26 protein-coding genes and 2 pseudogenes are annotated in these 23,953 nt (G+C 67.1%); 14 read left to right on the forward strand and 14 right to left on the reverse strand.

From position 1 onward, the window contains the following. The 4 genes from ACFVH0_RS36620 to ACFVH0_RS36635 form a co-directional block, all read right to left on the reverse strand. Positions 1-227, reverse strand: a 227-nt coding sequence (locus ACFVH0_RS36620) for a transposase (protein ID WP_385827453.1), incomplete at its 3' end; no start/stop codon positions are given. A gap of 76 nt (positions 228-303) precedes the next feature. Then, positions 304-729, reverse strand: a complete 426-nt coding sequence (locus ACFVH0_RS36625) for a hypothetical protein (protein ID WP_385827455.1) — start codon at positions 727-729, stop codon at positions 304-306. Positions 730-801: 72 nt separating this feature from the next. Continuing rightward, entirely contained in the window at positions 802-1,869 is a 1,068-nt protein-coding gene (locus tag ACFVH0_RS36630; protein WP_385827456.1) for a tyrosine-type recombinase/integrase, read from the reverse strand. Positions 1,870-1,989: 120 nt separating this feature from the next. Further along, complete coding sequence (locus ACFVH0_RS36635) at positions 1,990-2,964, reverse strand: helix-turn-helix transcriptional regulator (RefSeq protein ID WP_385827458.1); 975 nt, start codon at positions 2,962-2,964, stop codon at positions 1,990-1,992. A gap of 79 nt (positions 2,965-3,043) precedes the next feature. On the opposite strand from ACFVH0_RS36635, the gene ACFVH0_RS36640 reads away from it, so the two are divergent. Together ACFVH0_RS36640 and ACFVH0_RS36645 are read left to right on the forward strand one after the other, a co-directional pair. Then, entirely contained in the window at positions 3,044-3,778 is a 735-nt protein-coding gene (locus ACFVH0_RS36640) for an alpha/beta fold hydrolase (RefSeq protein WP_385827460.1), read from the forward strand. Positions 3,779-3,801: 23 nt separating this feature from the next. Then, the gene (locus ACFVH0_RS36645; protein ID WP_385827462.1) at positions 3,802-4,878 is read left to right on the forward strand and encodes a winged helix DNA-binding domain-containing protein; all 1,077 of its coding nucleotides are present in this window, start codon (positions 3,802-3,804) and stop codon (positions 4,876-4,878) included. Positions 4,879-4,932: 54 nt separating this feature from the next. Here the strand turns inward: ACFVH0_RS36645 and ACFVH0_RS36650 are convergent, their stop codons facing one another. The 3 genes and pseudogenes from ACFVH0_RS36650 to ACFVH0_RS36660 all read right to left on the reverse strand — a co-directional run bounded on the left by ACFVH0_RS36650 (position 4,933) and on the right by ACFVH0_RS36660 (position 5,792). Beyond that, positions 4,933-5,121: a hypothetical protein gene (locus ACFVH0_RS36650; RefSeq protein WP_385827464.1), complete on the reverse strand. Its 189-nt coding sequence runs from the start codon at positions 5,119-5,121 to the stop codon at positions 4,933-4,935. Further along, positions 5,076-5,495 (reverse strand): annotated as a pseudogene (locus ACFVH0_RS36655) (Tn3 family transposase). Before ACFVH0_RS36655 ends, ACFVH0_RS36650 begins: the two are co-directional and overlap by 46 nt. An 84-nt stretch (positions 5,496-5,579) precedes the next feature. Beyond that, entirely contained in the window at positions 5,580-5,792 is a 213-nt protein-coding gene (locus tag ACFVH0_RS36660) for a hypothetical protein (RefSeq protein ID WP_385827466.1), read from the reverse strand. Between the two features lie 244 nt (positions 5,793-6,036). Here ACFVH0_RS36660 and ACFVH0_RS36665 point away from each other — a divergent pair, with 244 nt between their 5' ends. The 4 genes and pseudogenes from ACFVH0_RS36665 to ACFVH0_RS36680 all read left to right on the forward strand — a co-directional run. Further along, positions 6,037-6,519 (forward strand): Imm21 family immunity protein, encoded by a 483-nt coding sequence (locus tag ACFVH0_RS36665; protein ID WP_385827467.1) that lies wholly within the window; start codon positions 6,037-6,039, stop codon positions 6,517-6,519. Positions 6,520-7,337: 818 nt separating this feature from the next. After that, the gene (locus tag ACFVH0_RS36670; protein ID WP_385827469.1) at positions 7,338-9,530 is read left to right on the forward strand and encodes a Hint domain-containing protein; all 2,193 of its coding nucleotides are present in this window, start codon (positions 7,338-7,340) and stop codon (positions 9,528-9,530) included. Beyond that, entirely contained in the window at positions 9,531-10,052 is a 522-nt protein-coding gene (locus tag ACFVH0_RS36675) for a hypothetical protein (RefSeq protein ID WP_385827471.1), read from the forward strand. After that, positions 10,053-10,154, forward strand: a pseudogene (locus ACFVH0_RS36680) (IS5/IS1182 family transposase); the annotation flags it as partial. 191 nt (positions 10,155-10,345) lie between these two features. Here the strand turns inward: ACFVH0_RS36680 and ACFVH0_RS36685 are convergent. Next, on the reverse strand, positions 10,346-10,735 hold the full coding sequence (locus ACFVH0_RS36685; RefSeq protein ID WP_385827473.1) for a hypothetical protein: 390 nt from the start codon (positions 10,733-10,735) through the stop codon (positions 10,346-10,348). Between the two features lie 473 nt (positions 10,736-11,208). Here ACFVH0_RS36685 and ACFVH0_RS36690 point away from each other — a divergent pair, with 473 nt between their 5' ends. After that, positions 11,209-11,787 (forward strand): hypothetical protein, encoded by a 579-nt coding sequence (locus tag ACFVH0_RS36690; protein ID WP_385827475.1) that lies wholly within the window; start codon positions 11,209-11,211, stop codon positions 11,785-11,787. Positions 11,788-11,803: 16 nt separating this feature from the next. Continuing rightward, the gene (locus tag ACFVH0_RS36695; protein WP_385827477.1) at positions 11,804-12,583 is read left to right on the forward strand and encodes a transposase; all 780 of its coding nucleotides are present in this window, start codon (positions 11,804-11,806) and stop codon (positions 12,581-12,583) included. 186 nt (positions 12,584-12,769) lie between these two features. On the opposite strand, the gene ACFVH0_RS36700 is transcribed toward ACFVH0_RS36695, so the two are convergent. Further along, the gene (locus tag ACFVH0_RS36700; RefSeq protein WP_383770485.1) at positions 12,770-13,366 is read right to left on the reverse strand and encodes a TetR/AcrR family transcriptional regulator; all 597 of its coding nucleotides are present in this window, start codon (positions 13,364-13,366) and stop codon (positions 12,770-12,772) included. Positions 13,367-13,569: 203 nt separating this feature from the next. On the opposite strand from ACFVH0_RS36700, the gene ACFVH0_RS36705 reads away from it, so the two are divergent. Further along, complete coding sequence (locus ACFVH0_RS36705; protein ID WP_383770488.1) at positions 13,570-14,934, forward strand: MFS transporter; 1,365 nt, start codon at positions 13,570-13,572, stop codon at positions 14,932-14,934. 631 nt (positions 14,935-15,565) lie between these two features. Further along, positions 15,566-15,754, forward strand: a complete 189-nt coding sequence (locus ACFVH0_RS36710) for a hypothetical protein (protein ID WP_385827480.1) — start codon at positions 15,566-15,568, stop codon at positions 15,752-15,754. 101 nt (positions 15,755-15,855) lie between these two features. On the opposite strand, the gene ACFVH0_RS36715 is transcribed toward ACFVH0_RS36710, so the two are convergent. Then, positions 15,856-16,902, reverse strand: a complete 1,047-nt coding sequence (locus ACFVH0_RS36715) for a hypothetical protein (RefSeq protein WP_385827482.1) — start codon at positions 16,900-16,902, stop codon at positions 15,856-15,858. A 657-nt stretch (positions 16,903-17,559) separates the two neighbouring features. Between ACFVH0_RS36715 and ACFVH0_RS36720 the strand changes: the two genes are divergently transcribed. Next, a complete protein-coding gene (locus ACFVH0_RS36720; RefSeq protein WP_385827484.1) occupies positions 17,560-17,940 on the forward strand; it encodes a hypothetical protein in 381 nt (126 codons plus the stop codon). A 9-nt stretch (positions 17,941-17,949) separates the two neighbouring features. Here the strand turns inward: ACFVH0_RS36720 and ACFVH0_RS36725 are convergent, their stop codons facing one another. Continuing rightward, positions 17,950-18,234 carry a hypothetical protein gene (locus ACFVH0_RS36725; RefSeq protein ID WP_385827485.1) on the reverse strand — a complete coding sequence of 95 codons (285 nt, stop codon included), beginning with the start codon at positions 18,232-18,234 and terminating at the stop codon, positions 17,950-17,952. Between the two features lie 429 nt (positions 18,235-18,663). Between ACFVH0_RS36725 and ACFVH0_RS36730 the strand changes: the two genes are divergently transcribed. Beyond that, entirely contained in the window at positions 18,664-19,461 is a 798-nt protein-coding gene (locus ACFVH0_RS36730; RefSeq protein ID WP_385827487.1) for a hypothetical protein, read from the forward strand. A 435-nt stretch (positions 19,462-19,896) separates the two neighbouring features. Here ACFVH0_RS36730 and ACFVH0_RS36735 read toward each other — a convergent pair whose 3' ends face one another. The 3 genes from ACFVH0_RS36735 to ACFVH0_RS36745 all read right to left on the reverse strand — a co-directional run bounded on the left by ACFVH0_RS36735 (position 19,897) and on the right by ACFVH0_RS36745 (position 21,942). Beyond that, positions 19,897-20,283 (reverse strand): YidB family protein, encoded by a 387-nt coding sequence (locus ACFVH0_RS36735; protein WP_385827489.1) that lies wholly within the window; start codon positions 20,281-20,283, stop codon positions 19,897-19,899. A gap of 76 nt (positions 20,284-20,359) precedes the next feature. Beyond that, positions 20,360-20,644, reverse strand: coding sequence for a hypothetical protein (locus tag ACFVH0_RS36740; protein WP_385827491.1), 285 nt, complete (start codon positions 20,642-20,644; stop codon positions 20,360-20,362). A gap of 486 nt (positions 20,645-21,130) precedes the next feature. Beyond that, positions 21,131-21,942, reverse strand: a protein-coding gene (locus tag ACFVH0_RS36745) for an IS5 family transposase (protein WP_385827493.1) whose coding sequence is annotated in 2 segments (ribosomal slippage) — positions 21,131-21,622 and positions 21,625-21,942 — 810 coding nt in all. Because the reading frame shifts where the segments join, the coding sequence is not laid out codon by codon here. Between the two features lie 89 nt (positions 21,943-22,031). Between ACFVH0_RS36745 and ACFVH0_RS36750 the strand changes: the two genes are divergently transcribed. Then, entirely contained in the window at positions 22,032-22,451 is a 420-nt protein-coding gene (locus tag ACFVH0_RS36750) for a hypothetical protein (RefSeq protein ID WP_385827495.1), read from the forward strand. A gap of 714 nt (positions 22,452-23,165) precedes the next feature. Continuing rightward, the gene (locus ACFVH0_RS36755; protein WP_385827497.1) at positions 23,166-23,492 is read left to right on the forward strand and encodes a hypothetical protein; all 327 of its coding nucleotides are present in this window, start codon (positions 23,166-23,168) and stop codon (positions 23,490-23,492) included. Positions 23,493-23,953: the final 461 nt, after the last annotated feature.

Here is a 23,953-nt window from a genome sequence, read left to right on the forward strand (position 1 = left end):
ATGACGAAGCGCCGGTGCGCAGTCGACTTCGAGACCCCGAAACACGGCGGCAGAGCCCGCCAGGCACACCCGCTCACCAGCACGTAGACGATCGCGGCGAACAGCGTCTCATCAGGCGTGTCCTGCGTCCCGCCACCCTGCGGCCGCACCCTCGACGGCGGGATCAACGGCTTCGCGATCTCCCACAGCCCGTCCGGAACAATCCAGCTCCACGTATCCCGCCCCATGAACAGCTCAACGAGTGATCACCACATAGGACACGGTCTTAGCCTTGCCCCCGGGGCATCGTGCGGTGCAGACGGTTCAGGAAGGCTTCGGCTCGGGTTCGGAGGGCCTGAACGTCTTCCAGACCCAGTCCCCGTCTTCGAGCTGCGCCATCAGGATGCGGTCCTCTTCGTCCGGGTCGTCGGTCGCGTTGCGCGCGTCCCGCCGTGCCTGGGTGATCGCCAAGATCAGATCGGTGTGGAAATCCCCTGGCAGCGGTGGAGCGTTGTGCCCGCCATCTTCGGCCTTGGCCAGCACTGCGACCTCGTCGGAGCCGAGTTCGGAAGCCCGAACGTAGCCGTCGTACATGCTCAACCGAGTGATGGCGTCGGCACGCACCAGGCTGGACCTGGCGGTCCCGACCGGCGGACTGTTCCTCTTCCGCATGATCCAGACGTGTGTCACGGTTCCCCTCCCGAAGCTGACGATCGTCTCGCCATCATCGCCGGGATCGCCGACAAGCATGGGCGGCCGGAGTAACAGGGGTGCGCGCCAAAGGGGCAACGGGATGATCTTGAAGCCCTGATCCGCTCGGATTCACGTGCGGCGACGTGCAGCGGGGTCGCGTTCGGCGACGTGCCGGACGACCGCGTCGACGCCGGGGCGGGCGTACCGCTCCAGGGAGCGGACGGAGGCGTGGCGGGAGCGGGCCAGCAGCATCGGGGTCGAGGTGCCGTCCTCCGCGTCGTGCGTCAGGGCACTGTGACGTAGCCGGTGGAGCGTCCAGCCGTCCAGGTCCTTGATGTCGTCGGATGAGGCGAGGGGGTTGGCCAGCAGCCGGGTGTTCTCCTCGAAGATCTCCTCAGCCCGGCGGTAGGAGAGCCGGGCCCGGCCGGTCTCCGGGCACACGTCGAGCGTCGGTGTTCCGGCCGGGGCCTTGCGGTCGGTGAGGAACAGCGGGCCGCGGGTACGGCGGGCGGTGAGTCGGGGCAGCAGCTGGGCGGTGCCGGACTGCCAGTGAATCCACTCGGTCGCCCCGCCCTTGGCGGTGATCTTCCCCCGCTTGTCCTGCGGGTAGAGGTCTTCCACGTTGAGGCACAGCACCTCGTCGGCCCGTGCGGCGGACTCGTAGAGCATCTTCCACTGTGTCTTCTCCCGCAGCGCGACGTCGAGGCGCCACAGGGCGGCGATCTGGTTCTGCGCCAGGGCATTGGTGCGGTCCGGGGGTGCCGGCCGCCGCTCGATGCCGATCGTGGGATCGCCGTCGATCCAGCCTTGGCGCTGCCACCAGCCGATCGCCTTGCGGGCGATCGACAGTTCACGGTTGACGGTGTCGGCGTCCATCTCGTCCGCCCGCGCAGCCGCCAGCTCGGCCAGGACCTCCGGCAGTGCCGGGTCGTCGATCGCGGTGACGGCGAAGACAGGCGGCTTCGCGCCCCGGCGGGCGGGTCCGGTCGGCGCGGGTCCGCCGGCGAACATCCATCCCCATGTCGTGAGCGAGATCCGGTAGATCCGTGCGGAGGACTTCGCGATGCCCGCGCCGGTGAGGTACCGCTCGACCGCCGCGGTGTACGACGACGGCGGGGCGGACAGCGGCACCACCCGGGCGCGCGGCACACGCAACGCGCCCCCGCCCCCGAGTTCGGTCACTGGTTCGATCGTCACGCCTGCCCTGCCCTTTCGGTACTGCCGCAGTAAATGCGTACACCTCGCCCCGGCGACCGGAAGACCCCGTCGCAGGTCGCGATGATCACGGTAGGGGCTCTGCCGCAGTAAATCCGGTATTTACTGCGGTAGTTCTTCCGGTCCCCGCTGGGCAGCTGCGGTGAGCTGGGCGGCCAGATTCTTGAGCGCCTGCCGTAGTTCATCGGGATGGTGGATGGTGAAGGGCCATTCCAGGGAGGCGAGCATGTGGGCCATGCCGTCCAGCCGTTCTGCCCGTGCGTGCATGAGAACGCCGGTGGGCCGGGCGGTGAGGGTCACCGCTGAGCGAGGCAGTCGGCGGGCGATCTCGTCGAGGGGGCCATGGATCGTCACCTCGACCCGCCAGCGGTAGGGCCCCTGGGCGAGGGTCGAGGTCAGGTGGGCCACGGGGTCGAAGCCGGCGGGTGCGGTGAAGCTGTCGGCTCGGGGGGTGACGGAGGCGATGCGGTCGATACGGAAGGTACGCAGGCTGTCGCGGAGGTGGTCGTGGCCGACGACGTACCAGCGGCCGGTGTGGAAGACCACGCCGTAGGGGTCGATGTCGCGTTCGGTATGTTCCTGGCGCCAGGACTGGTGGCTGATACCGATGGTCGCGCGGGCGCGGGAGGCCTGGGCCAGTGCCAGCAGGACGCCGGTTCCGGGTGCCTGCCCAATCACGGCGTTGGCGGTGAACGACAGGGTCTCCCGCATGGCGGCGAGCGGTTCGCGCAGGGTGTGCGGAAGCACCCGCTCGATCTTGGCCAGGGCACCGGCACTGGCTGGTGCCGCGGTGCCCATGCCCAGGCGTTCTGCTGCGAGCAGGCCCAGGACGACGGCAAGGGCCTCGTCGTTGGTGAGGACCAAGGGTGGCATGCGGTAGCCGCGAGCCAGTCGGTAGCCGCCGTAGCGGCCGCGTTCGGCTTCCACGGGGATGCCCAGTTCCCGCAGGTGGGCGGTGTACCGGCGCACCGTGCGGACGTCGGTGTCCAGGCGGTCGGCCAGCTCCGTCCCGGTGAGCCGGGCGTTGGACTGGAGGAGTTCCAGCAGGGTCAGCACACGGGTCAGGGGATGCGACATGGATCACTCGGCATTTCAGGGCGGATTCTGTCCTGTATTGACTTTACGCTCCCCGCAGCACCTACTTCTGGGAGATCACATGGCCACCTTCGTACTCGTTCCCGGTGCCTGGCTCGGGGCATGGACTTGGGAAGACACCGCCCGCGCTCTGCGGGAGCGCGGCCACACGGCGCTGCCGCTGACGCTGACGGGTCTGGCCGAGCACGCAGACCAGGGCGGACCCGAGACGGACCTGGATGCGCATATCACGGACATCACCGACTTCGTTGAGCGGGACGATCTGCGTGATGTCACGCTGGTCGCCCACAGCTATGCGGCTGCTCCGGTGACCGGGGCAGCCGGGCGTCTCGGCGACCGGCTGGAGCGCGTGGTGTACGTGGACAGCGCCCCGTTCGCCGCGGGCATGTGCATGCTCGACCTGATGCCGCCGGAGGCAGCGGACCAGCTGCGCCAGCAGGTCGACGCTTCTGGCGACGGGTGGCGGCTGCCGATGCCGCCGTTTGAGGTCCTGGGCTTGTCCAGCAGCCTCGACGGGCTCGATGAGGGCCAGCGGGACGTTCTGCGCGCGGGTGCCACCCCTCAGCCATTCGGCACCTTCACCCAGCGTCTCGCCGGCCCGGCCGAGCCCGGTCCCGGTGTGGACCGTGTCTTGGTCGCTTGCCATGACTTCACGGGCCTGCTGGATGCCGGGGTACCGATGCTGGCCTACCTGAACCAGCCGCCGTGGCGACGCTTCGACCTGCCCACCGGACACTGGCCGATGCTGTCCGCGCCCGCCGAACTCGCCGGCATCCTCGACGCGGCCGTCTCCTGACCGCGCTGGCTGAGAGGCACACGATGCTTGACCACGAAAGCGTCCGCCGGCTGCGGGCCTGTGCGCAGGCCCTGGCCGGCGGGGCACGGGAGGCCTCTGCCGAGGCGGTCGTCCGACGGGTCTTCGCCATCCAGGCCCAGGACGCCACGGCCGCCGACCTGGGCATCCGGGTACGTGGGCTGAACATCACCGCCCAGGCCATCCGCGCGGCGTACGAGGACGAGCGGAGCGTCGTCCGCAACTGGTACATGCGCGGCACCCTGCACACCATCCCCAGCGACGACGCCCACTGGGTCCTGCAACTGCTCGCCCCTCGGATCCTTGCCACAACCAGACGCCGCTACCAGCAGCTGGGCCTGGACGATGATCTGCGCCAGCGCGCCGACCATCTCATCCGGCGGGTTCTTGCCGCGCACGGACCACTCACCCGGGCCGAGCTGACCGAGCACCTCACCACCCTCGGTATTCCGCCGGACGGGCAGGCGCCTTTCTACCTGATCCGCCACGCGGCACTCACCGGCACCCTCTGCCACGGCCCACAGCGCGCCGGTGAGGCCACGTATGTACCGCTCGACGACTGGCTGCCCACCACCGGGCGCTTCCGGTGGGAGGGAGACGCCGCTCTCGCCGAGCTGGCCCGCCGCTACCTGGCCGCGCACGCCCCCGCCACCTTGGAAGACTTCGCCGCCTGGTCCGGGCTGCCGGTCACCTGGGTCCGCAGGGCTTGGAAACTGCTGGCGGAATCGGGCGCGATCACCGAGTACGGCGGGTTGACCGTGCTCGCCGGGCGGGTGAAAGAACTCCCGGACTCGTCTGACACCCCGGACGTTCGCATGCTGCCCGCCTACGACAACTACCTGATCGGCTACTGCACCCGCGAGGTGTCCGTCCCCGCTCTCCACCAGGCCCGCGTCCGGCCAGGAGGCGGCCTCATCCGGCCCACCTGCATCGCCGACGGCCTGGCCATCGCCACCTGGACCCGTGGCTCCGGCTCGCGCTCCATCCAGGTGGATGCGTTCGAACCTGTCCCGCCTCAGATCGAGCAGGGGATCGACATGGAGAAGGAGGCCGTCGTCGGCTTTCTGCGGCCAACCGCATAGCCGACCCACATCCCGATCCAAGAATAGGGCGGCCGCGTAGGCGAGAACGTTGGGTCAGGCGGCCTGGCCGAGGCCGTCGGCGGTGAGGTCCTGCTCACGGAGCGGGGTGAAGTCGACATCCAGCTTCGGGTCGTACGCGTCGGGCTGGATGCCGAGCTCGTGGGTGCTGTACTCGCCGAACCGGTTGATGTGTTCGGTCAGGTACGGCGAGATGTGTGCCAGGTCTTCGGGGTCGATCTCCACCCTTCGTCCGGCAGTTGCCGCACGATCTCCGCGATGTCCAGGGCGTTGTGGAAGATCACCGTGTTCGTGAGCAGGGCGTTGAATTTCATCGCCTTCTCCTGCTCGATGGGGTCGTTGTCGGCGATGAAGCCGCGGTTACCGAAGCCGATTCACTGGGAGAACCGGTTGAACGACTCCACCTTGTTGGTCGCCGCGGTCACCCGCCGGCGAAGTGGCGCATCCGGCAGATACCGAAGGAGCTGGACGGTGCGGATGACGCGGCCGACCTCGCGGAAGGCGGCGTACGTGGCGTTCTTCTTCGACCCTGACCGCAGGCGCTTGAGCAGCGTGGAGGAGGAGATGGTGCCCTCGCGCACGGAGACGGCCACGCGCATCAGGTGCCGGAACTGGGACTCGATCAGGTCGGAGTCGATTGTGTTCTTGCCCGGCTCCCCGAACAGGGCGTCGATGTGCACGTACTACGTGGTCTTGCTGGGCCGGTAGAAGGTCAGTTCAAGCGCGGTCGGCCGCGGCGGTAGCTTCTTGCGCGGCTCCGGCCAGACCGAGTCCACGGCCTTCTTCACGGTCCGCCACGACAGGTTGTACTTGCGCTCAAGCTCGCGCATCTTCATGCCGGCACGGTGATCACGCCGGATCGGCGCGTACAGCTCGACCTTGGACATCTGCGGCATGACCAGGACCTTTCACCGGGAGCACCCCGATGCTGCCCTGGCAAGTACCCCAGTGCTGTCGAAACTCGGTTCTGGCACTGATCTTGGGGAGCGGTCGCGGAGGGTGACGGCACCGTTCGACCGCAACGGGTGGTCACGACCCTGGGCCCGTCACCGTGCACCTCGACCACCACAGGCGTGCCCCTTGTCCGACACGGCACATACGCTGTCGCCACGGAACAAAGAGCCAAAGGATGGAGGCGGCATGTCGTTGACGTGGCTGGATACGGAGGGCGGCCCCTTCATCGTGGTTCCGCGCACCGCGCTGCCGCACTGGTCGGGAACGGAGGGCGACTACGACCGGGCCTGCGAGGTGATGGATTTCGTCGGGGTCCTTGCACTGCCTGACGGAGCCGAGGCGCTCGTCCTCGGGGACGAACCTCTCTCCACCGCCTACCTTCCCGAGCATCGAGTCCTCGTCCGCTGGCACTACGCGGAGAGCGGGGAAGGTGTCACCTACATCATCCGGACAGGGCTTCCCACCGCCGAGTGGAAGGAAGGCCCCGTACTCAGCACCACTGGCGAGCTCGTTATGTTCGATGCCGCCTACTTCGGCACCGAGGTCGGGTCGCTCACGGACAGCACCACCCTCGACCTCGCCGCTGGCCGCTACCGAGTGGACTCGGCAAGCATCGAACCGAACAACCTGACGTCTTTTCGCGTCCATCGCTTTGTCGAGTTGGACTGACCCGACGTTCGCAAAGATCCTGGGGAGTCGCTGCCGAGCGTCACTGAAGCAGGATCATTTTGCGTAGGAGTTCGAATCCGGCTCGGCCGTGTCGTGGCGCTCTGCGCTGCAGCAGTCTTCGCGCTCGGCATTTACACGATCGCCAGGTAACGACCCTCCCTGGCGCAGTTTTGGTACACCGCCCCGACCCCTACGGGACAGCTCTCAGGGTTGTCAAGCAAATCTGCTGGTAGTCGGCGTAGAGGTCGATCAGGCAAGGGCCCGCAGGAGGCCATCTCTCCATGGGATTGCCTCCCGTACGTCGGCGCCTCCTCAACGCTGCATCTCCGTGCTCGGCCTGGAACCCGCGCCATGGCTCCATGTTGAGACCGGGGGAGTACGGCCCCGGCCCTGGGCCCCCACCCGTACAAGCCCAGGCCCCTACCGCCAGCGCTCGCGACTGCGATGGTCGGATTCTGTGAACTTGGCTTCAAACGACGGTAACTGAGCGCATCCGGATCGGTATCCTCCGTGCTCCCACGGGAAAATGGGTCCAGCCGCCCGAAGTCGGCTGCCACGGTGACCCGTCACCGGGTTCCCTGGGAGCACGTCATGGATGCGCATGAGGGGGAGTCATGACTGAGCGAGAACCAAGCAGCGAAGAACCTGTGCTCGGCCCCCCGGGGGAGGAGCCGAGCACGACACCGGCACCGGAGGCCCCCCCAACGTCCGCCACGCGACCACTCCCCGCTGGCCCGCCGCCCCTTCCGGAATTTTCGCCGCCGTTCGCCGGCACCCCGGGCCCGGCTACCCCGCCCGCGCCCCCCACTCAGCCTCCGATGCCCGTCGGCCGACCGACCGGCAGGCCCTGGATAGCGCGGATCCAGGCTCTGACCGGACGTCAACGGGCATCACTGGTTGGCGTCGTCGGTCTGGTCATCGTGGCGCTGGTGGCCGGGCTTTTGTCTCTGACGTCCTCGTCCTCCGACTCTGATGAGGCGCAGGCGGCTCAGCGGAACCTCAAGCCGTTCAAGGAAGCTGTTGACGACCTGGCCGACGCCCCTGGCCTGCGCTACAAGGACACCTCGTCTCTCGGCATCACCGAGAACGAGATCACCGTCACCGCCAGCGGCAGCCAATTCGGCACCACCTCCTCTGGCCGGAACAGCACCGGCAAGGACGACAACGCCGAGGATGTGCTGCGCATCGGTGGCAAGACGTTCATGCGGTGGCATGTCGACCCCTCCCCCAGGAAAGACGTGGCGGCGGGCGAGAAGGCGCCGCCCAGCGAGTGGATGGTAGGACTGGACGACGGCTCCGACCTCACGGATGAGGCGCTGGCCCGCACCATCGCCCCGCCGAAGCTGGCGGCCGTGCTGGCCAAGGCCCTGGCTGATTTGGAGAAGTCACCTCCGCCAGCGAGCGAGTCGAAGACGTCGAGCATATCTGGGCAGCAGCCGCTGAGCGTGAACGGAACGCCCGCGCTCGGCATCGACACCTCGGCCGGTCGCCTGCTGGTGACGAAGGAGAAGCCGCACCGGGTGCTGCGGCTGGAGGCCTACGACCTCCGCGAAGGCCTCTCCGACATGAAGGACCAGCTTGAGAACGGAGAGGAACTGACAGCACCCCCCGAGGTGACCACCGGGCCACTGGAGTCCGGCGGCGGCGAGGGAATGGACCTGACCCCGATCGTCGCCGACGCCGCCGACAAGATGTTCGACACCCTGGTCGAGTACGCCGCCCAACTCAAGGATGCGACCGACCACGGCATCAACTTCACGATGGACGGCGCGGGCGAGATGGACTGCAGCTCGTCGGGCTGCACCGCCACCCAGAACTTCACCGGCGAGGTCAGCCCCATCGCCCGGAAGGAACGCGTCACCAAAGGCGAGGTCACCGCCGTGATGAGCGCGACCTTCTCCATCGACGGCAAACCCGCTGGCCAGTGCACCAGCCCACAGCGCACCTTCCCCGTTCGGGGCAACAGCGTCTCAGGCACCCTGCAATGCTCCAACCCAGGAGCCGGACCGCTCTACGCCTCGGTCTCGGCCCGCAACAAGGCGCAGGCCAATGCCAGAGCCCAGGCTTGTAGCTGCAAGGTCACCCTCAGCTACCCACTCCGCGCCAACACTCTGATCGACGCCAGCGCGCTGGCGAAGGTCGAGGCGGAGAAACTTGCCAACCAGGCGAAGTCGGAACGGGACGCTGCAGCCTGCGCCAACCCGCACAGCTTCCCGTCCGGCACCCAGGTACTGCTGGCAGACGGCACCACCCGGGCCATCGAAGACATCCGAGTCGGAGACCGAGTCGCCGCCAGTGACCCGCAGGTAGGGCTGGCCGTTACGCGGCCGGTGACCAACACCTTCACTACCAAGGACGACAAGGACTTCACTCAGCTCACAGTCACCACTGACCAGGGGCTGGCCACGGTCACGGCGACCGACAATCACCCGTTCTGGCTGGCAGACGATGAGCGTTGGGCGAATGCCGAGGATGTCCAGGTAGGCGACGAACTACGCAGCTTCACAGGCTCGCCCCTCCCAGTAACCGCAGTCGTCAGCCAACAGGGCCGGCAGCGTACGTTTGACCTCACAGTCAGCGGTGTCCACACGTACTACGTGATCGCAGGGCACACGCCGGTCCTAGTACACAATGCAGACAAGAAAAAGTGCAGCGTACAGATCGATCACGTGGGCCAGGTGGATCAGGATTGGGTGACGAAAGGTGCACACGTCAATATGAAGGACGGCATGGAGGTAGCTCTCCGCCCCGACGGAAAGGGAGGTATTAGGGGAGAGGCAATCCGTCTGAGGAACGGCACCGCTACCCAGAAGCAGGTGGATGCCGTTGTCGAATCGATCAAATCCGACCCTAAGGTGCGCTCGGACATGATCAGGGTGACCGAGTCGGCCAAGGAGGTCTTCGAGTCCAGCGCCAAGGCTATGAAAGAAGGGCGCAAGCCGCAGTGGCGCTTTAACAACGACCGGACAGCAGAACTGCAAGCCCTGATCGATGCAATGGAGAAGATGTAGATGTCCGACCTGGACTTCTATGCGCACTTTGCCACGTGTGGTGAAGTGATGGGAGCGGGCATTGACACGCAACCCTCAGACTGGGAATCAAAACTGGGAGCCGACTACCTCGACGACAAATCGCACGGGCTGATGCGTCGAGACTACGGACTCGTGGAGGTCTCGTTCCAAGAGGACGAGGAAAATTGGTCCTGCTTCGGCATCAGCGTGCAAGTCCACCGTCTGAGCCGGGGTGACATGGCCGCCGTGCCCGCGCCTCTTCGGCATCAGTACGGCAATTTCGCTCCTCAAATAAAATTCGACGAATTGGCCACCGCCGTCACGAGCCTGAGCCATTCCATCGAACGGGAGAAGGAAGCGACGACCATGGACATGCGTCGTTACCGAGTATCCGGGTCTGGCGCGACGATCCTTGTAATCGCCGATGTTGATCCCTACGGATACACCAGTGCGACTGCGGACCACCCCATCGAACATAAGGTGGGGGATGTGTGGTCCATCAGCCTTTCCCCCGCTTGGTGACGCATCGGCGTCCGCACCGCCCGCAAGGGCATCGAGTCCAGTGAACGACTCGGGCACCGGAGGTGGGTGATCGAGCGAACCGTGTCCCGGCTGACCGGCTACTGCGGCGGGCGGCGGGCGAGGACATCGTCGATGCGTGAGGCCTCGGCCACCCGGGCTGCGGCGGCCGGCGAGCACTCCGCTCGTACTGATGATCACTGACCATAGGCTATTGTCCACGCAGATTTCCTGGCCACAAACTCGCCCAGGCATGCGTGCCAGAGGGCAGCAGGATGGTGCCGTGGCGTGGTGAATCAGCCGGATTGGCCCACGCCGTTTCCGAATCCGCTAGAAGAGTAGGCATGGATATAGCAGATGATCCGTGGCTGGTCGATGCAATGTGGCGGGCGGCCGATCTGACCCGGGCTTAGCTGGCTGGGAGCCGGGAGCGAGTCGCTGCCTGCGTCGCAGACCTGGGCACTGACCGGCTGGAGCGTGTCCTGGTCCGGCTCATCCTCGATCACGATGCGCTCTTCGATGAGCTGGGGGAGCCGTCCATGGGGATGTCCGTGGCCGACGCGCTGGCGGCCTTGGCCCCGGCAGAGGCCGAGTTCGCGACGACGACGGCCCTTCGACGCGTCGCACGGAAGGAGACGGGACTGACCCGCGCGGTCGAAGGTCTTGCCCCACTGGAACAGATCCACACTCTCGCAATCTGCACCGCGGTCATGCTGCTGGAGGCGCACGGCCGCCCTGGAGCATCTCGACGCACAGACCACGGGGTACGACCAGAGGGGCTACCTCAGGCCCTACCCCATCGTCTGAGCGCACCAGCTGCCAGGCACGCGGCCGGGAGGCGATCGGCAACTCCCACCGGAACGCCTGCCTGGCGGCTGGCAGGCCGCCCGCGAGCGGGGAATGCGTCGCGCGGAGGAGGAAGCCGCACAGCGGGAGGCGTGGCGGCCGGTGTGCAGGGCCCGTGGGCGGAGGTTCACCGACGGCTGGTGGGAGGCCGGCCGGCTGCACCCGGGACCGGGGCAAGCTCCAGTCGCCCCCGCACCTGTGCGAGCGCTGCCGGATCCGGGCCGTCCGGCCGGTCTCCGCGAAGTGGCGGACGCCACGGCTACGCGTGCTGGTCATTGTCCCCGTTACGGTTTCGCGTGAGGGGGTGGAAGTCGTGACAGACGTGCATACTCGGCAATGGCCGGCGGGCTGGGTCAGCTCAACTCTCGAAAATTGGCACATGTGGTGGACGACCTCACGGTACATAGAAAATGACGTCCAACAAGACCGCGAACATCGCGAACAGATCCATATTTCTAGGTTGCGTGCCCGTAATCCCATGAAAGCATTTCGTGCGCGTACGGGAATTCACAGAATTTACGATCTGGAGAGCCTGATCCTGGCGCAATTCAACAACAACGCGACACGCTCGGCCGCTGACTTTTTGATGAAACTTTCCCCGAACTATGCGGACGGTCTGGCCTTCTATGGTTATCGCTGGAAAGGGGAGGGGTATGGGACGGTGCGAGATCTGAAACCGCTCGTGGTCGTCTGCCCTGACATTCTCCATGGCCAATATTGGTCAAACGATGTTCCTGTCGCGTTCCCCAGCGTCTACAAGGATCGACTGCCGAAGATTCAGCACTTGTGGTTTTTTGATCTCGAACAGGGCGTCATATGGCCTGCCGAACCGAAAGAGTCCTTGGTTGACTCGGCTCTGGCTAAAGGTTGTCCCGTAACTCGAATGGCGTAATGGCGTTGGTCGGGACATGGGTGTTGTGTCTGCGATCGACGACGAACTGGTGCCCGTCTTCACGGGGTTGACCGTTGGACAGTTCCGGAAGCTGGTGCGTGTGGTCCGCCGTCGCGGCGGTCACGCGCTGGATCCGCACCGGCCGGGCCGGCCGTGGGCGCTGTCGCTGGAGGGCCGGGTTTTAATGGTCGCCCTCTACCTGCGGACGAACCTCACCGTACGGCAGCTGGGACCGCTGTTCGGCGTCTCCCGGGCGGCCGCGCACCGGATCGTCGACCGTCACAGTCCGCTGCTGGCCCTGGATCTGCCGCGGGCCCGGCCGCGGGCGGACGAGGTGGTGATCGTGGACGGCACCCTGGTGCCGACCCGCGACCGGACGGTGGCCGCCTCGTCGAAGAACTACCGGTTCTCGACGAACCTGCAGGTCCTGGTCCACGCCGACACCCGCCTGGTCATCGCGATCGGTCGGCCGTTGCTGGGCAACCGCAACGACTGCACGGCGTTCGCCGAGTCGGGGATCGACCGGGCGTGCGGCGACGCTTTCGTCCTGGCCGACGGGGCCTACCGGGGCACCGGATGCCTGATCCCACACCGGCGGCAGCCCGGACAGGTGGAGGTGACCGGCTGGAGAGCCGACCACAACCGCAGTCACCGCAAGGTCCGGGCCCGGGTCGAGCACGTCCTTTCCCGGATGAAGAACTGGAAGGCCCTGCGCGACTGCCGCCGCAAGGGTGACGGCGTGTTCTGGGCAGCCAGCGCGATCGCACACATGCACAACCTCGCAATGAGCGGATAGCCACCCAAACATCCCTGCAGGTCAGACCTGTTCAGCAGTTACGGGACAACCTTTAGCTCATGGGTGTGCTCACTCAGAAGGAACTACACCCAGCCTCGACGAGACCGGCGCAACCTCAACCGATTGAAACAGCCGGGTCTCGCCGGAGTCGCTGACAGTTGCTCGTCGCTGAACCGACGAAACCGATCACGCGGGGCCCGGTCCGCCGGCACCCCGGTCCCGCAGCCCGTTGACCGTCACCGCCAGCAGCTGCTCCCGGCGCTCGGGTGTCCGCTCGATCGCCCAGGCGGTGGCGGCGATCAGGGAGTACAGGGTGGTCGGGTCGACGCCGGTCCCGGCGGCGCCCGCCTGCTGGGCACGGGCGAGCAGCTGCGCTCCGCCGTCCCTGACGTCCCGGCAGGTGGCGTACAGATCTGACGCCGGGTCGGTGACGGCGTCCATCAAGGTCTCCACCAGTCCGCGGTAGGTCGCGGCGTGGTCGACGGCTTTATGCAGCCACAGCTCCAGCCCCTCCCACGGATCTCCCGCCGCCAGCAGTTCATCGGACTGCGCCCGCAGGCTGCGCAGACTCTCGCCCAGCAGGGCTTCAAGGAGCGCCTGGCGGGTGGGGAAGTGCCGGTAGAGGGTCACGTTTCCTACCCCGGCCGTACGCGCGATGTCGTTCAGTGACGCGCTGACCCCCTCGCGGGCGAACGCCGCCTCCGCGGCGGTGAGCAGCCGCTCACGGTTCCGCCGCGCGTCCTTGCGGCCTGTCGGTTGTTGTGTCCCGGGACCGGCAGCCATGGGAGAACCCCTTCACTTGCGAAACGAGGAACCTCCTCGTATGTTACCCGACAGCAAAGCGAGGAACTTCCTCGTTTTGCTGTTGAGCTGCTGTCGGGTTGCTGTCGATCGGGGAGGACGTAATGGCCGGAACTCTGCGGAGCGCGCCGAGGTCAGAGGTGCGGAAGGAAGAGGGAACTACAAAGAAGGACCGCAGACCCGGCATGGTGCTGCTGACCGTGCTGCTGTGCCAGACGATGTTCATCCTCGACACCAGCGTCGTGAACATCGCCCTGCCCGCGATTCAGCGCGACCTCGGGTTTTCCGCCGCGGGACTGTCCTGGGTCCTGAACGCCTACCTGCTCGCGTTCGGCGGCCTGCTGCTGCTCGGCGGGCGGGCCGGCGACCTGCTCGGGCCGCGGCGGGCACTCATCACCGGGGTCGCGGTGTTCACCGCCGCCTCACTCGCGGGCGGCCTGGCCACCTCGGGAGGGCTGCTGCTGGCGGCCAGGGCGGGGCAGGGTGTGGGTGCGGCGCTCGCCGCGCCGACGGTACTGGCCCTCATCACCACCCACTTCCCGGAGCCGGCCGCGCGGGCCCGGGCGCTGGGCGCCTACGCCGCCGTGTCCGGATCCGGTGCCGCACTCGGGCTGATCGCCGGCGGCGTGCTGACCGACTGGCTGTCCTGGCGCTGGGTGCTGTACGTCAACGTGCCGATCGGCGCCGCCCTGCTGGTCCTGGCGGTGATGTACGTCGACGGGGCGGAACGGCGTACAGTCCGACTGGACGTCGCCGGCTCCCTGACCTCGACCGCCGGAATGACCGCCCTGGTGTTCGGACTCATCCGCGCCGCCGAAGAAGGCTTCAGTGACGCCACCGCACTGGCTGTCCTGGGCGCGGGCGTGGTCCTGCTCGTCCTGTTCCTGGTGATCGAAGCGCGCAGCGCCCAGCCGATCACGCCGCTGCGGCTGTTCGCCGACCGCGACCGCGCCGTCGGCTACCTGGCACTCCTGTTCCAGATGGCGGCGGGCAACGGCATGTTCTTCTTCCTCACCCAGTTCCTCCAGGAGGTACGCGGCTACCGCCCGCTCACCGCCGGACTCGCCTTCCTGCCGCTCACCGCACTGATCCTGGCCTCATCCCACGTGGCCGCCCGGTTCGTGCCGCGCACGGGCCCCAAGCCCTTGATCGCGGCCGGGGGCGCGGTGATGACGGTCTGCCTGCTCTGGCTCGCACAGCTGACGCCGGGTTCAACGTACGTGTTCGCGCTCCTCGGGCCGATGGTCCTCATCGGCGCGGCCATGGGGGTCCTGCTGGTCGGCATCACCACCGTGCTCATGACGGGAGTCCGCGCCGAGGACGCCGGGGCGGCCTCCGGTCTGCTCAACGTCATGCAGCAACTCGGCGGCGCGCTCGGCCTGGCGATCCTCATCACCGCCTTCGGCACCGCCACGCGTGACGCACAGGGGACTGCACACCAGGTGCTGACCGACGGCGTCACCACCGCTTTCACCGTCGCGGCTGTGCTCACCGGGTGTGTGCTGGTGTCGTCGCTGCTGATGCGCAAACGGGTCGGCGCGGACGCCTGACCTCGAGCGCGGGCCGGGGCCCTGTGACGCGGCCCCGGCCCGACCTTCACCCGGGCCACGGGCTCACCTGCCCGCTACCCAGGCATGTGCGTCGTCTGCAACATCCCCTAGGCACTCGCAATGGGCGGATAGCCACCGAACATCCCCCAGGTCAGACCTGTTCAGCAGTTACGGGAAAACCTTTAGTTGGAGAATTGCGAAGACAACCGAAACTCCTCCAGCTGCCGATCGGATCACTGACCTCGACGGCTGAATGAGTTGAGGTATAGGTGTGATGTGAGCTGCAGTGTTGCAGATTGGGTGAAAACGGGTTGTAGTGTCATCTCGCCCGGTGTCACGCTCCCCGGCGGCGCACCGCCGCATGCGTACCGTTGCTCGGCTCGGTGCCGTCACGGACGACGTGCGGCCTGACCGCGGGGGAGAGGGCCGGCCAACCCATGGCCCGCGCTCTCCATGGCACTGCCCTCTGAGCCGTTCGCCTGACCGCCCGCCTCAACTACCTCACCAAAACCACCAACAGCCCTCCAGCGTGTACGCGGTCCCCGCCGGCCTGCCCGGCCACGGCCGAAGGCGCCGCTAACGACCTGCCGCGGCGACTCCCAGACACGTAGCCACGCCCAGGAGTGCCCCTGTGCGGGCCCACATCCGCGCCGCCCAGGCCGACCTCCTCGACACTCTCCCCGGAGAGCGCCTGTCCGACCTCGATGAACTGCGTGCCCGGGGCGTACTCGGCACACGCCCGGCCGCGCCCCCGTTCCCGCGACGGACCCTCGGAACCGGCGGCCACGCCGACGAGGAACTGCCCCACCATCCGGCCTGACAATTACCAGGTCAATCACCCCGGCAACGCCCCCAACGACTTCCTGGCCCAGGCGCTTCGCGAGGCATTATGACGGCCGCGCCGTTTTGGGGCGGAGTCGGTCAGGGGGTGCTCTGCGAAGCGACAGCCCGGTCGCAGACGGGTTGCATGAGTTCCTGGGCCCGTTCCAGGAAGTCGAGCCTTTCGGGGCCGTCGCCGATTGGGCCGTAGGCCATCTCGATCAAGACCTTTCCCGTCCGGGCCCGCATCTTGACGCGATCGCCTTGCTCGAATCTTGGGCCGTCAGTGACTGTGTACCTGGTTGCGAAGCTCTCATCACCACACTTCGGCATCGCGATACGCGTTTCTTCCGGATCGCTGGTTTCGGTCCTCTTCAACGACTCCGCGTACCCATCGATCACCTTTCGGACATCTCGGCACGAGGTCACGACGTAGAGCATATGGAGGTTGCCCGAGTTCTTTTCCGGGTTCTCATAGATCGCAGTTCCCCGGTTACACCCTTTGCTCTCTTCATAGGGGAACCCGGTTGCGGGTTCAAGGGTGAATCCGTTGCGCTTGCTGAATTCTGCCCAGCCTGCCGGCATGTCCCCCAGCGCAGGCACCACGTTCTTCGCCTCGGCCGCAGTCAGCGCACGAGGTGCAGTAGTCCTTTCCTCGCTGCCGCTGCCGCTGCCGCTGCTCGATGTCGAACCATCGCTCTTACCAACTGCCCCGGATGTGGGGCTGTGGCCGCTGTCCGGAGAGTCATTAGAGCTAAGGATCCGGCCCCCGCCGTACACGGCGAGGACGATCACGGCGAGGACCACCAGCACGGCCAGCACGAGCGCCACCACGCCGGCTGCTGACGTGGGCTTCCTGATGTTGATCGTCCCGCTGCTGCCGACCATGATTGGGTTGTTGCCGCGCATCCGGCTGCGGTCGATGACCACGCCGCCGGCAGCATGCGGTTCGTTCAGGTGAACCGTCAGCGCGTGCCGCAGCCGGGGATCGGTCTCGATCTCCTCGGCGAGAACCGCCGATGCCCCGGCCTGCGCGTCAGAGGACGCCCTGGTCTCCTCAAGATCCGCCAGTGCGGCCCGACCACGATCCGACGTTCCCAGCCGGTCTCGTACGACCCGCGCGACAGCGGCCCCGGCCTGCTCGCCCACTCCGGTTGCTGTCCCCGTGATCACAGCCGCCAAGACCCCGACAGCGGCCGCGGCAAGTTCACCTGCTCCCATGACACCCCCCGAATCACAACGGACACCAAGGACATGCTCCCGCATCAAGCCGGCGAGACACCGGATTCCATCCAACTCGTCACTGATGGCTGAAAGTTCGCGCTGCCGGCGCGTGGGGGGTGCGGGCGGCTGAGAGCAGGATTGCCGCAGGCGAGGACGACCTCGGCAAACTGCGGCGAACGACTCCCGGTCTACCTCGGTCCTGGTGACAGAAACGCTGCCGAATGAGCCCTCAGGGAATCGGCCAGAGTTCTCTTGCGCTTTCTCCTGCGCTTCCTCTTGCATGATTCCTTGCACTACCTGTTGCCCCCTCTCTCCGGAGCGTCGGGCGTCTGCGCAGGTCACCATGCCTGTAGAGGCGCGGTCGGGGTGCTGACATCCCCTCTGCGCACCCCCCTGCCGCCCGAACTGCCGAAATGGAGAGGGTGGGGGCGGGGCGGGCGGGGGCGCCTCGGGGATCGGCGGCCGGTCAGTCCCTGGCGCGTCGGTGGGGCCGCGCGCGGGCCGGGCCTGGTGCCCGGCCGTTTCTGGGGTGGGGGCTGGAGCGTTGGAGGCCTCGGTGCGGGAGGCTGCGAACCAGCCGTCGTGGTTGCCACCATCTTGGCCAAGGCGTCTGCGTCGGCCAGCTACCTGCAGAGGGGAACGGAAGCCGTCACACGGCTGAGGCGTGACGGCTTCACGGACCCGCTCGGCCTCTCGGTGCCCAGTGCGGCACGCCTTCTGCTGGCAGGCGGCGTGGTTGTCGACGGCGCCCCGGCGGTGGACGTGGCCCAGGGCGACCCGTGTCCCGCAGACGGGGCACCGCACGACGTGCCCGGCTCCTCATCGTTGATGAAGGCGACGGTGGTGCTACGTCGTCGCGACGCGGTGCCACCGGTCGCGGTGGGCGGCACCTTCGACGTCAGCGGCGAACCGCTTCTTGGCCTCGCGGAGGTGCTGCCTCAGTTCGCGGGACTGGCTGCGTGAGGGACCTTCTTATGGCAGCTGGTCCAGGAACCAGGTGGAGAGTTCCTCGGTGATCAGGGTGTGCGTGTCGCTCTGCGAGGCGAGTTTGACGGCGTGGAAGGGCGTCTCCTCCAGGTCCTCCTCGCTGATCGGGGTGTAGAGGTCGTCGTGGGTGGCCGACTCCCGCAGAGAGATGGCGCTGACGGCCGGGACGAAGCAGTGCTCGCGGATCGGGTTGACGACGCCGAAGCCCAGCGCGGGCGGGAGCTCGTTCAACGTGTCGGCGAGGATGCCGAAACCGTGGATCACCAACATCGGCTTCGCCGCCTAGACGGCCCCTGCACGTCGTTTTGAGCGCCTGTCGGCCGCCCTCCTGACCGGCACACCACGCTTGTAGCCGGTCCAGACTGTCCCTGATGGTCATGTGGGTGCTTGCCCCGGAGAGGTACTGGGGTTCTGGCGTTCCGGTCACGCCGTTGCCGGTGGACCTGAACGGCCAGGCTTGCGTACCGCGTTGAGGGTATCTACGGATGCCCGCGCGGGACGGCGTGTGTGAGGCTCTTTCTAGAACCGCCGAGAGCGCTCCCGGTCCACCTGCCTGCCGCCGCGATCCTCCGGACGGCCTCGGCTCGGGGGCCGGTAGCCTGCGGTTCGCGTCTTCGCCGCTCGCACCCCCGCTGGTGCGGGTGACCCCGACGGACGGGCCACACCGCCCGTTCCCTGACCGCAGACAAGGCGAACGTCATGGCACACAACAAGAACGGCGACACCCCGCTGCCCATCGACATGGCAGCGATCCGGCGGACCGTCGAGGTGATGCGGGCCGAACGGGCCGCCACGTTGGAGGCCGACGACAGCGGCTGGCTCGCCGGTCTCGTGGAGTGTGACCTCGACAGCTACCAGGAGTTCGTCGCCCAGCTGCGTGTCACCCTCAACCCCGACCTGCTCGGGTACGTCCCGGAGATGTGCGCCAAAACTCTCGGCGACACCGGAACGACCCGCACTCTGATCGGCAACCAGCAAGTGGACACCCCGCTCTTCCACCACGGCGATCTGGTGGTCAAGGGCGACCTGGGCGTGGGCGCGCCTTTCGTGGTCACCGGATCGGTAACGGTCGAAGGTGTGATGGGGGACTGCGCCCCCTACTCGGTGGTGGCGATCGGCGGCGCGGTGAAGGCTCGGGGGGTCCTCACCAGCGGCGAGATGCTGGTCATGGGCGACATCGAGGCCGACGTCGTCTACGGCGACTACAACGACAGCACGCTTCACGCGGGCACGATCCGCGCCCGCCTGGTCATCGAGGACGACCACCAGACGATCGCGACCGTGAAGGCGGACCTCTACTTCGACGTGGACGACTACCAGGGGGGATACGGGGATGGCGTGCAGGAGCAGCTGCGCGCGTTCCTGGTGGACGAGGTCTTTGCCGCCGACGAGGACGCCGACGAGGATGAGGAGATGTTCGACTCCGGCCTGCTCTTCGCGCGGCTGTGCGAGGGCCTGCCCGTCTTCCGCGCCGACGCGGCTCCCGAGGGGCGCTGAGGCCCGCTGGCCGAGCTCGTCCGCTGGCACGGACGCCCCGCCGAATGCGACAGCGGACCGCTTGGCAGCCGTCCGTACATTGTCCTACGGGCGGGGGTGCTGACATCCCCTCTGCGCACCCCTGCCACCCGAACTGCCGAAATGGAGAGGGCGGGGGCGGGGCGGGCGGGAGCGCTTCGGGGATCGGCGGCCGGTCAGTCCCTGGCGCGTCGGTGGGGCCGCGCGCGGGCCGGGCCTGGTGCCCGGCCGTTTCTGAAGCGGGGCCGGGGGTGCTGGCCTCGACGACTCCTGGGAAGACGTCATCGTGGACCTGGGATCCCAGTGGGGTCAGTACGAGGACACGGCGCGGCGGTCGCCCTCGACGAGCACCGCGCCTCCCGAGCCGGGATCACCGGACCATGCCGAGCGCCACGACCCGTCCTGGCGCTCGGAGCCTCAGTGAAGCGAGTCGATCCCGAAGGAGAGACCCTCCGGGGGCTCAGCGAGTTCGACCTCGTCGGGAATCTCGGCAAACAGGACAAGTAGCACGTCAGGCCCAAGGGTGCTGCTGCGGGCACCGAGGGGCACCGACCCCTCCGGCGTCGCCGAGTCAGCAGCCCGGGGCAGCCGATCAGCCAGGTACGCCGCAGCCTCAGCGGGATCCTTTCCGAGCGCGTCCGCGACCCGTCCCAGGCCCTCCTCTCCAAGCGCGTTGGTGATCTCAGCAGCGGTCACCGCCTCATTGGCGCCCTGGCTGATCCACGACGCCACCTGAGGCAGCGTCAACGCAACCGGCTCAGCGGCCGGTACCTCGCCGACCTGCGAGAGCTCAGACTCATCCATGACCCTCATCCTCTCTTGACCGCCACGCGAGCGACCGCCCGCCCAACCTCCTGATCATGCACCCTCTCAACGGCGTTCACCCTCGAAACTCTCCGCCCCACGCCGATGCGGGAACCGCCAGATCAGAAATCCCCAGACGCGTCTCATCAGACACCGTTCCTGATTTGAAATCGAAGAGGGGAGCGGCACTGATTCCATAAAAGAGCGGGGTCGGTTTTTGACGCACTTTCGGATTCAGAATGAACGGGTTCACAGATTCTGAATTCAGTCCCTTTGAACTCGTGACACGATCTTGCTGGCGTGCAGCGGCCTGGTCAGGGCAGTTGAGTAGGTCGCTGCTTCCTGTGCCAAGGTCGTCCATGGGCTTCGCCGGAGTCATGCCGGGACGAAGCTCGGCCGCCAGGGTGGGACATTGGCCGGGCAAAGCGGGGCGGGGTAGGAGTCCGGCACACCGAGCCACGTGACGAGGAACCAGGCGAACCACAGGGTGAAGACGAGCCCCGCAGTCAGGGCTGTCCTGCGATGGCGTTTCCCGAGGGTGCCGTACAGGATCACCCACGGAACTGCAGCGGTGATCCATATGAGAGGCGCAAGAACCAGCAAAGTCATGCTGTTGGCTGCTGCGCCGCTACCGATGTCACAAGCAGCCCAGGCCCTCCCAATGGCAGCAGTGGTCACCACCGCGGTCAGCCCACCGAAGACGAACCCAAGACCAGTTCCTCTCAACCAGCGGCTCGGAGGACTCGACGGCTCTGCTCCCACGATCATCTCCCCGCCTCGCCGTAGATGCGGAGGGTACCAACGTTCTGAAGCAGCCCATCGGGGCCCTGGCCTGCCCTGACACCAGTCAGCCGTTCTTGGGTTTCCGAAGCCGCCGCCAGCAGATGAGGCTGCAGGCGAGGGAGACGAAGGCGTCGTGGAGTTCGGTGCGGCGTTCCCGGCGGACGGCCAGGCGCTTGAAGTTGTGGAGCAGAGCGAAGGTCTGCTCCACAACGTAGCGGAGCTTGCCCAAGCCCTTGATGTTCGGCGCTCCCTTGCAGGAGATGATCGGCAGGATCCGCCGATGACGCAGCTCGTCGCGGTGGTCGTTGGAGTCGTATCCCTTGTCGCCAAGCAGAGCTTCAGGTCTGCGGCGGGGCCGGCCTGGGCGGCCCGCGACGGGCGGGATGCCGTCGACCAAGGGGAGCGTCTGGGTGACGTCGTTGACGTTGGCCGCGGTCGTGATGACCTTGAGCGGGGTGCCACGTCCATCGCAGATCAGGTGGTGTTTGCTGCCCGTCTTCTGCCGGTCGACCGGCGACGGGCCGGTGTCGGATCCCCCTTTTTCGCGCGGACGTGGGAACCATCTACGCACGCCCGTGACCAGTCGATTTCGCCGGCGGCGTTCAGCTCTGCAAGCAGAACCCGGTGCAGCCGGTCGAAGACTCCTGCTTTCTGCCACCGGTCCAGGCGACGCCAACAGGTCTGCCCCGAGCCGAACCCCAGCTCCAAGGGCAGGAGTTGCCAGGCTATGTCGTTGTAGAGGACGAACAGGATGCCCTGGAGGCACAGCCGGTCCGAAACCGGTCGTGGCCCCGGCGACCGCTCCGGCCACGGCGGCAACAACGGCTCGATCAGAGCCCACAACTCATCTCCCACGAGCCACGGTCGAGTACCCACGCCCTCACGAACGGACGAATCCTCACGCCAGTTACGCCCCACCAGCCAACATCACCAAGATCGTGTTACGAACTCCAAGCAGGGGACCGATGAGCGAAAACAATGAACTGGGCTGGCGCGTCGCGGAAGTGAATCCAGAAGAGCGATTCCGTGCGGCACTCGATGCTGTCGGCAATCCAGTCGAGCTGCCCAGATGTTTCATCAACTGGCTGCGAACCTACTGGTTGGACAGCAGTGAGTCCGAAGCGTTCTCTCTCTGGGAGGAGACCGTTCATGAATCCTGGTGGGACGCTGCCGAGTTTGTGCGATGCCTGGATGCGACCCTTCAGAACCCTACTGATGATTTCACCTCCCTCATACGTGAGCACGGCGGAATGCTGCTTCAGCATGAATTGCCGAATGGGTATTACCAAGAGTTCAGCAGGGCGGAGTACCTTGATTGGCTTAGCGGTGTAAGGGACAGATTCGCCGAAATTCTCAATACATCAATTCCGGGGTCCGGGGAGTAGTGCAGCAACCACCGGAGGAACTGGACCTGTTCTCCGAGACCTCTGCCCCGGACAGCAACTCAACGGCGTCGCGGGGCCGCGTTCCGGCCGTACTCAAGGCACACACTGGCTGACAGCCCCCGCAGCAGCCTCGCCCGAATGCTGGGCGATGAAGTCTCGGGTTTCTCCGCGGCGAGCGCACCGTTCACGACTGCCCGTCCGATGGGGCGGCGGTCTCCGGTGGGCCGGGCGGGGCCACGAGAACCAGCACGGGCGACTCCAACGGCAGGCGGGCAGGGCTCCGCATACTCAACGACGAGTCGGCCGACCCGTCACGCCCTCCGCTCCCCCGGAGAACCCCCAGTCGGCCGGACCACCCCCGGCACGCCGGATGCCCCCGCCGTGGGCGACCGCGACGGAGCACGGCTGCTTGCCGCGGCCCCGCACCGGCCGAACGGCCGAGGCCCTACACCTGCTGGCCGGGGCGCGCCCATCTGAACGCACGGCCGCTGAGCTGGAGGCGACGCACGCCGTACCCGCCCGACACCAGCAGTCCTGCGGGAGCTCACTGCCAGCCAATGCGCCCTGTACCGCATCGAGATCCACCAAAACGTCGGAGAAGCCGACAAGGCCGGGACTAAACTCCGCCGAAACGGCACCCTTTGAGACCACCCTGCACAGCAAGACCTACCCCAAAGGGGACTCAAAGCCGGGGCAGTGCCGAAAGACCCCGGGGTGGCAGAGCTGGCCGACCTTCTGGAAGAAGCCGCAACAGCCCTCCAGGACAAGTCCAGCCCAGGTGCCAGGGCCGGCCTGCTGGAGGCGGTGATGCTGCGGCCGGCCCGGGCCCGGCCGGGAGAGAATGCAGGTATGGCGATGTGCAAGAAGTGCGGTGCGCGAAAACGTGGTTGGCCTCGTTCCTGTTCCCGGTGCCGTTCCGGTCCGGACCGTGTGGACGTGGCCGTGGATGCCGCCGAACTGGCGGTGGAGACCGGACTGCTCGGGTGGGTCGGACGGGCGATCACGGGGGTTGCGCGGCTGGCGCTGCGCGCGTTTGACTGACCAGCCTCAGCCAGGAGTTGCGCGGCCAGGGTGTGATCGATGCGGGTACCGTCTGCCTGTCCCGGCCGGCGTTGCCGCGCCCGGCCCGCTATCGATGTGGCGCCGTCTCACGCCGGGCTCTGCGTCCGCTCGCCCTCCTCGCGACCCTGTACCTCGCGCACCAGCGCCCTTGTGCCGTGACCTTTCCGGCGCCGCTGGGGGTGTATGCCGACGCCCGGGTCCTCTGGCCCGGCCACCGTGTACCCCGATGGTGCGCCGCATCGTTGCCACCCTGACTCGACGTCGGGCGTTTCACGCCCGGATGGTGACGGCACCTGGCCAGGCCCGCCGTGCGCCCCGCCCCTGCCTGCGCGGCGCGGAACAGCAAGTATCGGCCGGTGTCTCATTTCAGAGGATTGCAGGCATTCGGCCGCCGGGCGGGCAGGGTGTGTACGGCGCGCAACCCCGGGCTACGTACACCC

The sequence above is a fragment of the Streptomyces sp. NPDC127117 genome (genome assembly GCF_042677325.1).
GTDB lineage: Bacteria > Actinomycetota > Actinomycetes > Streptomycetales > Streptomycetaceae > Streptomyces.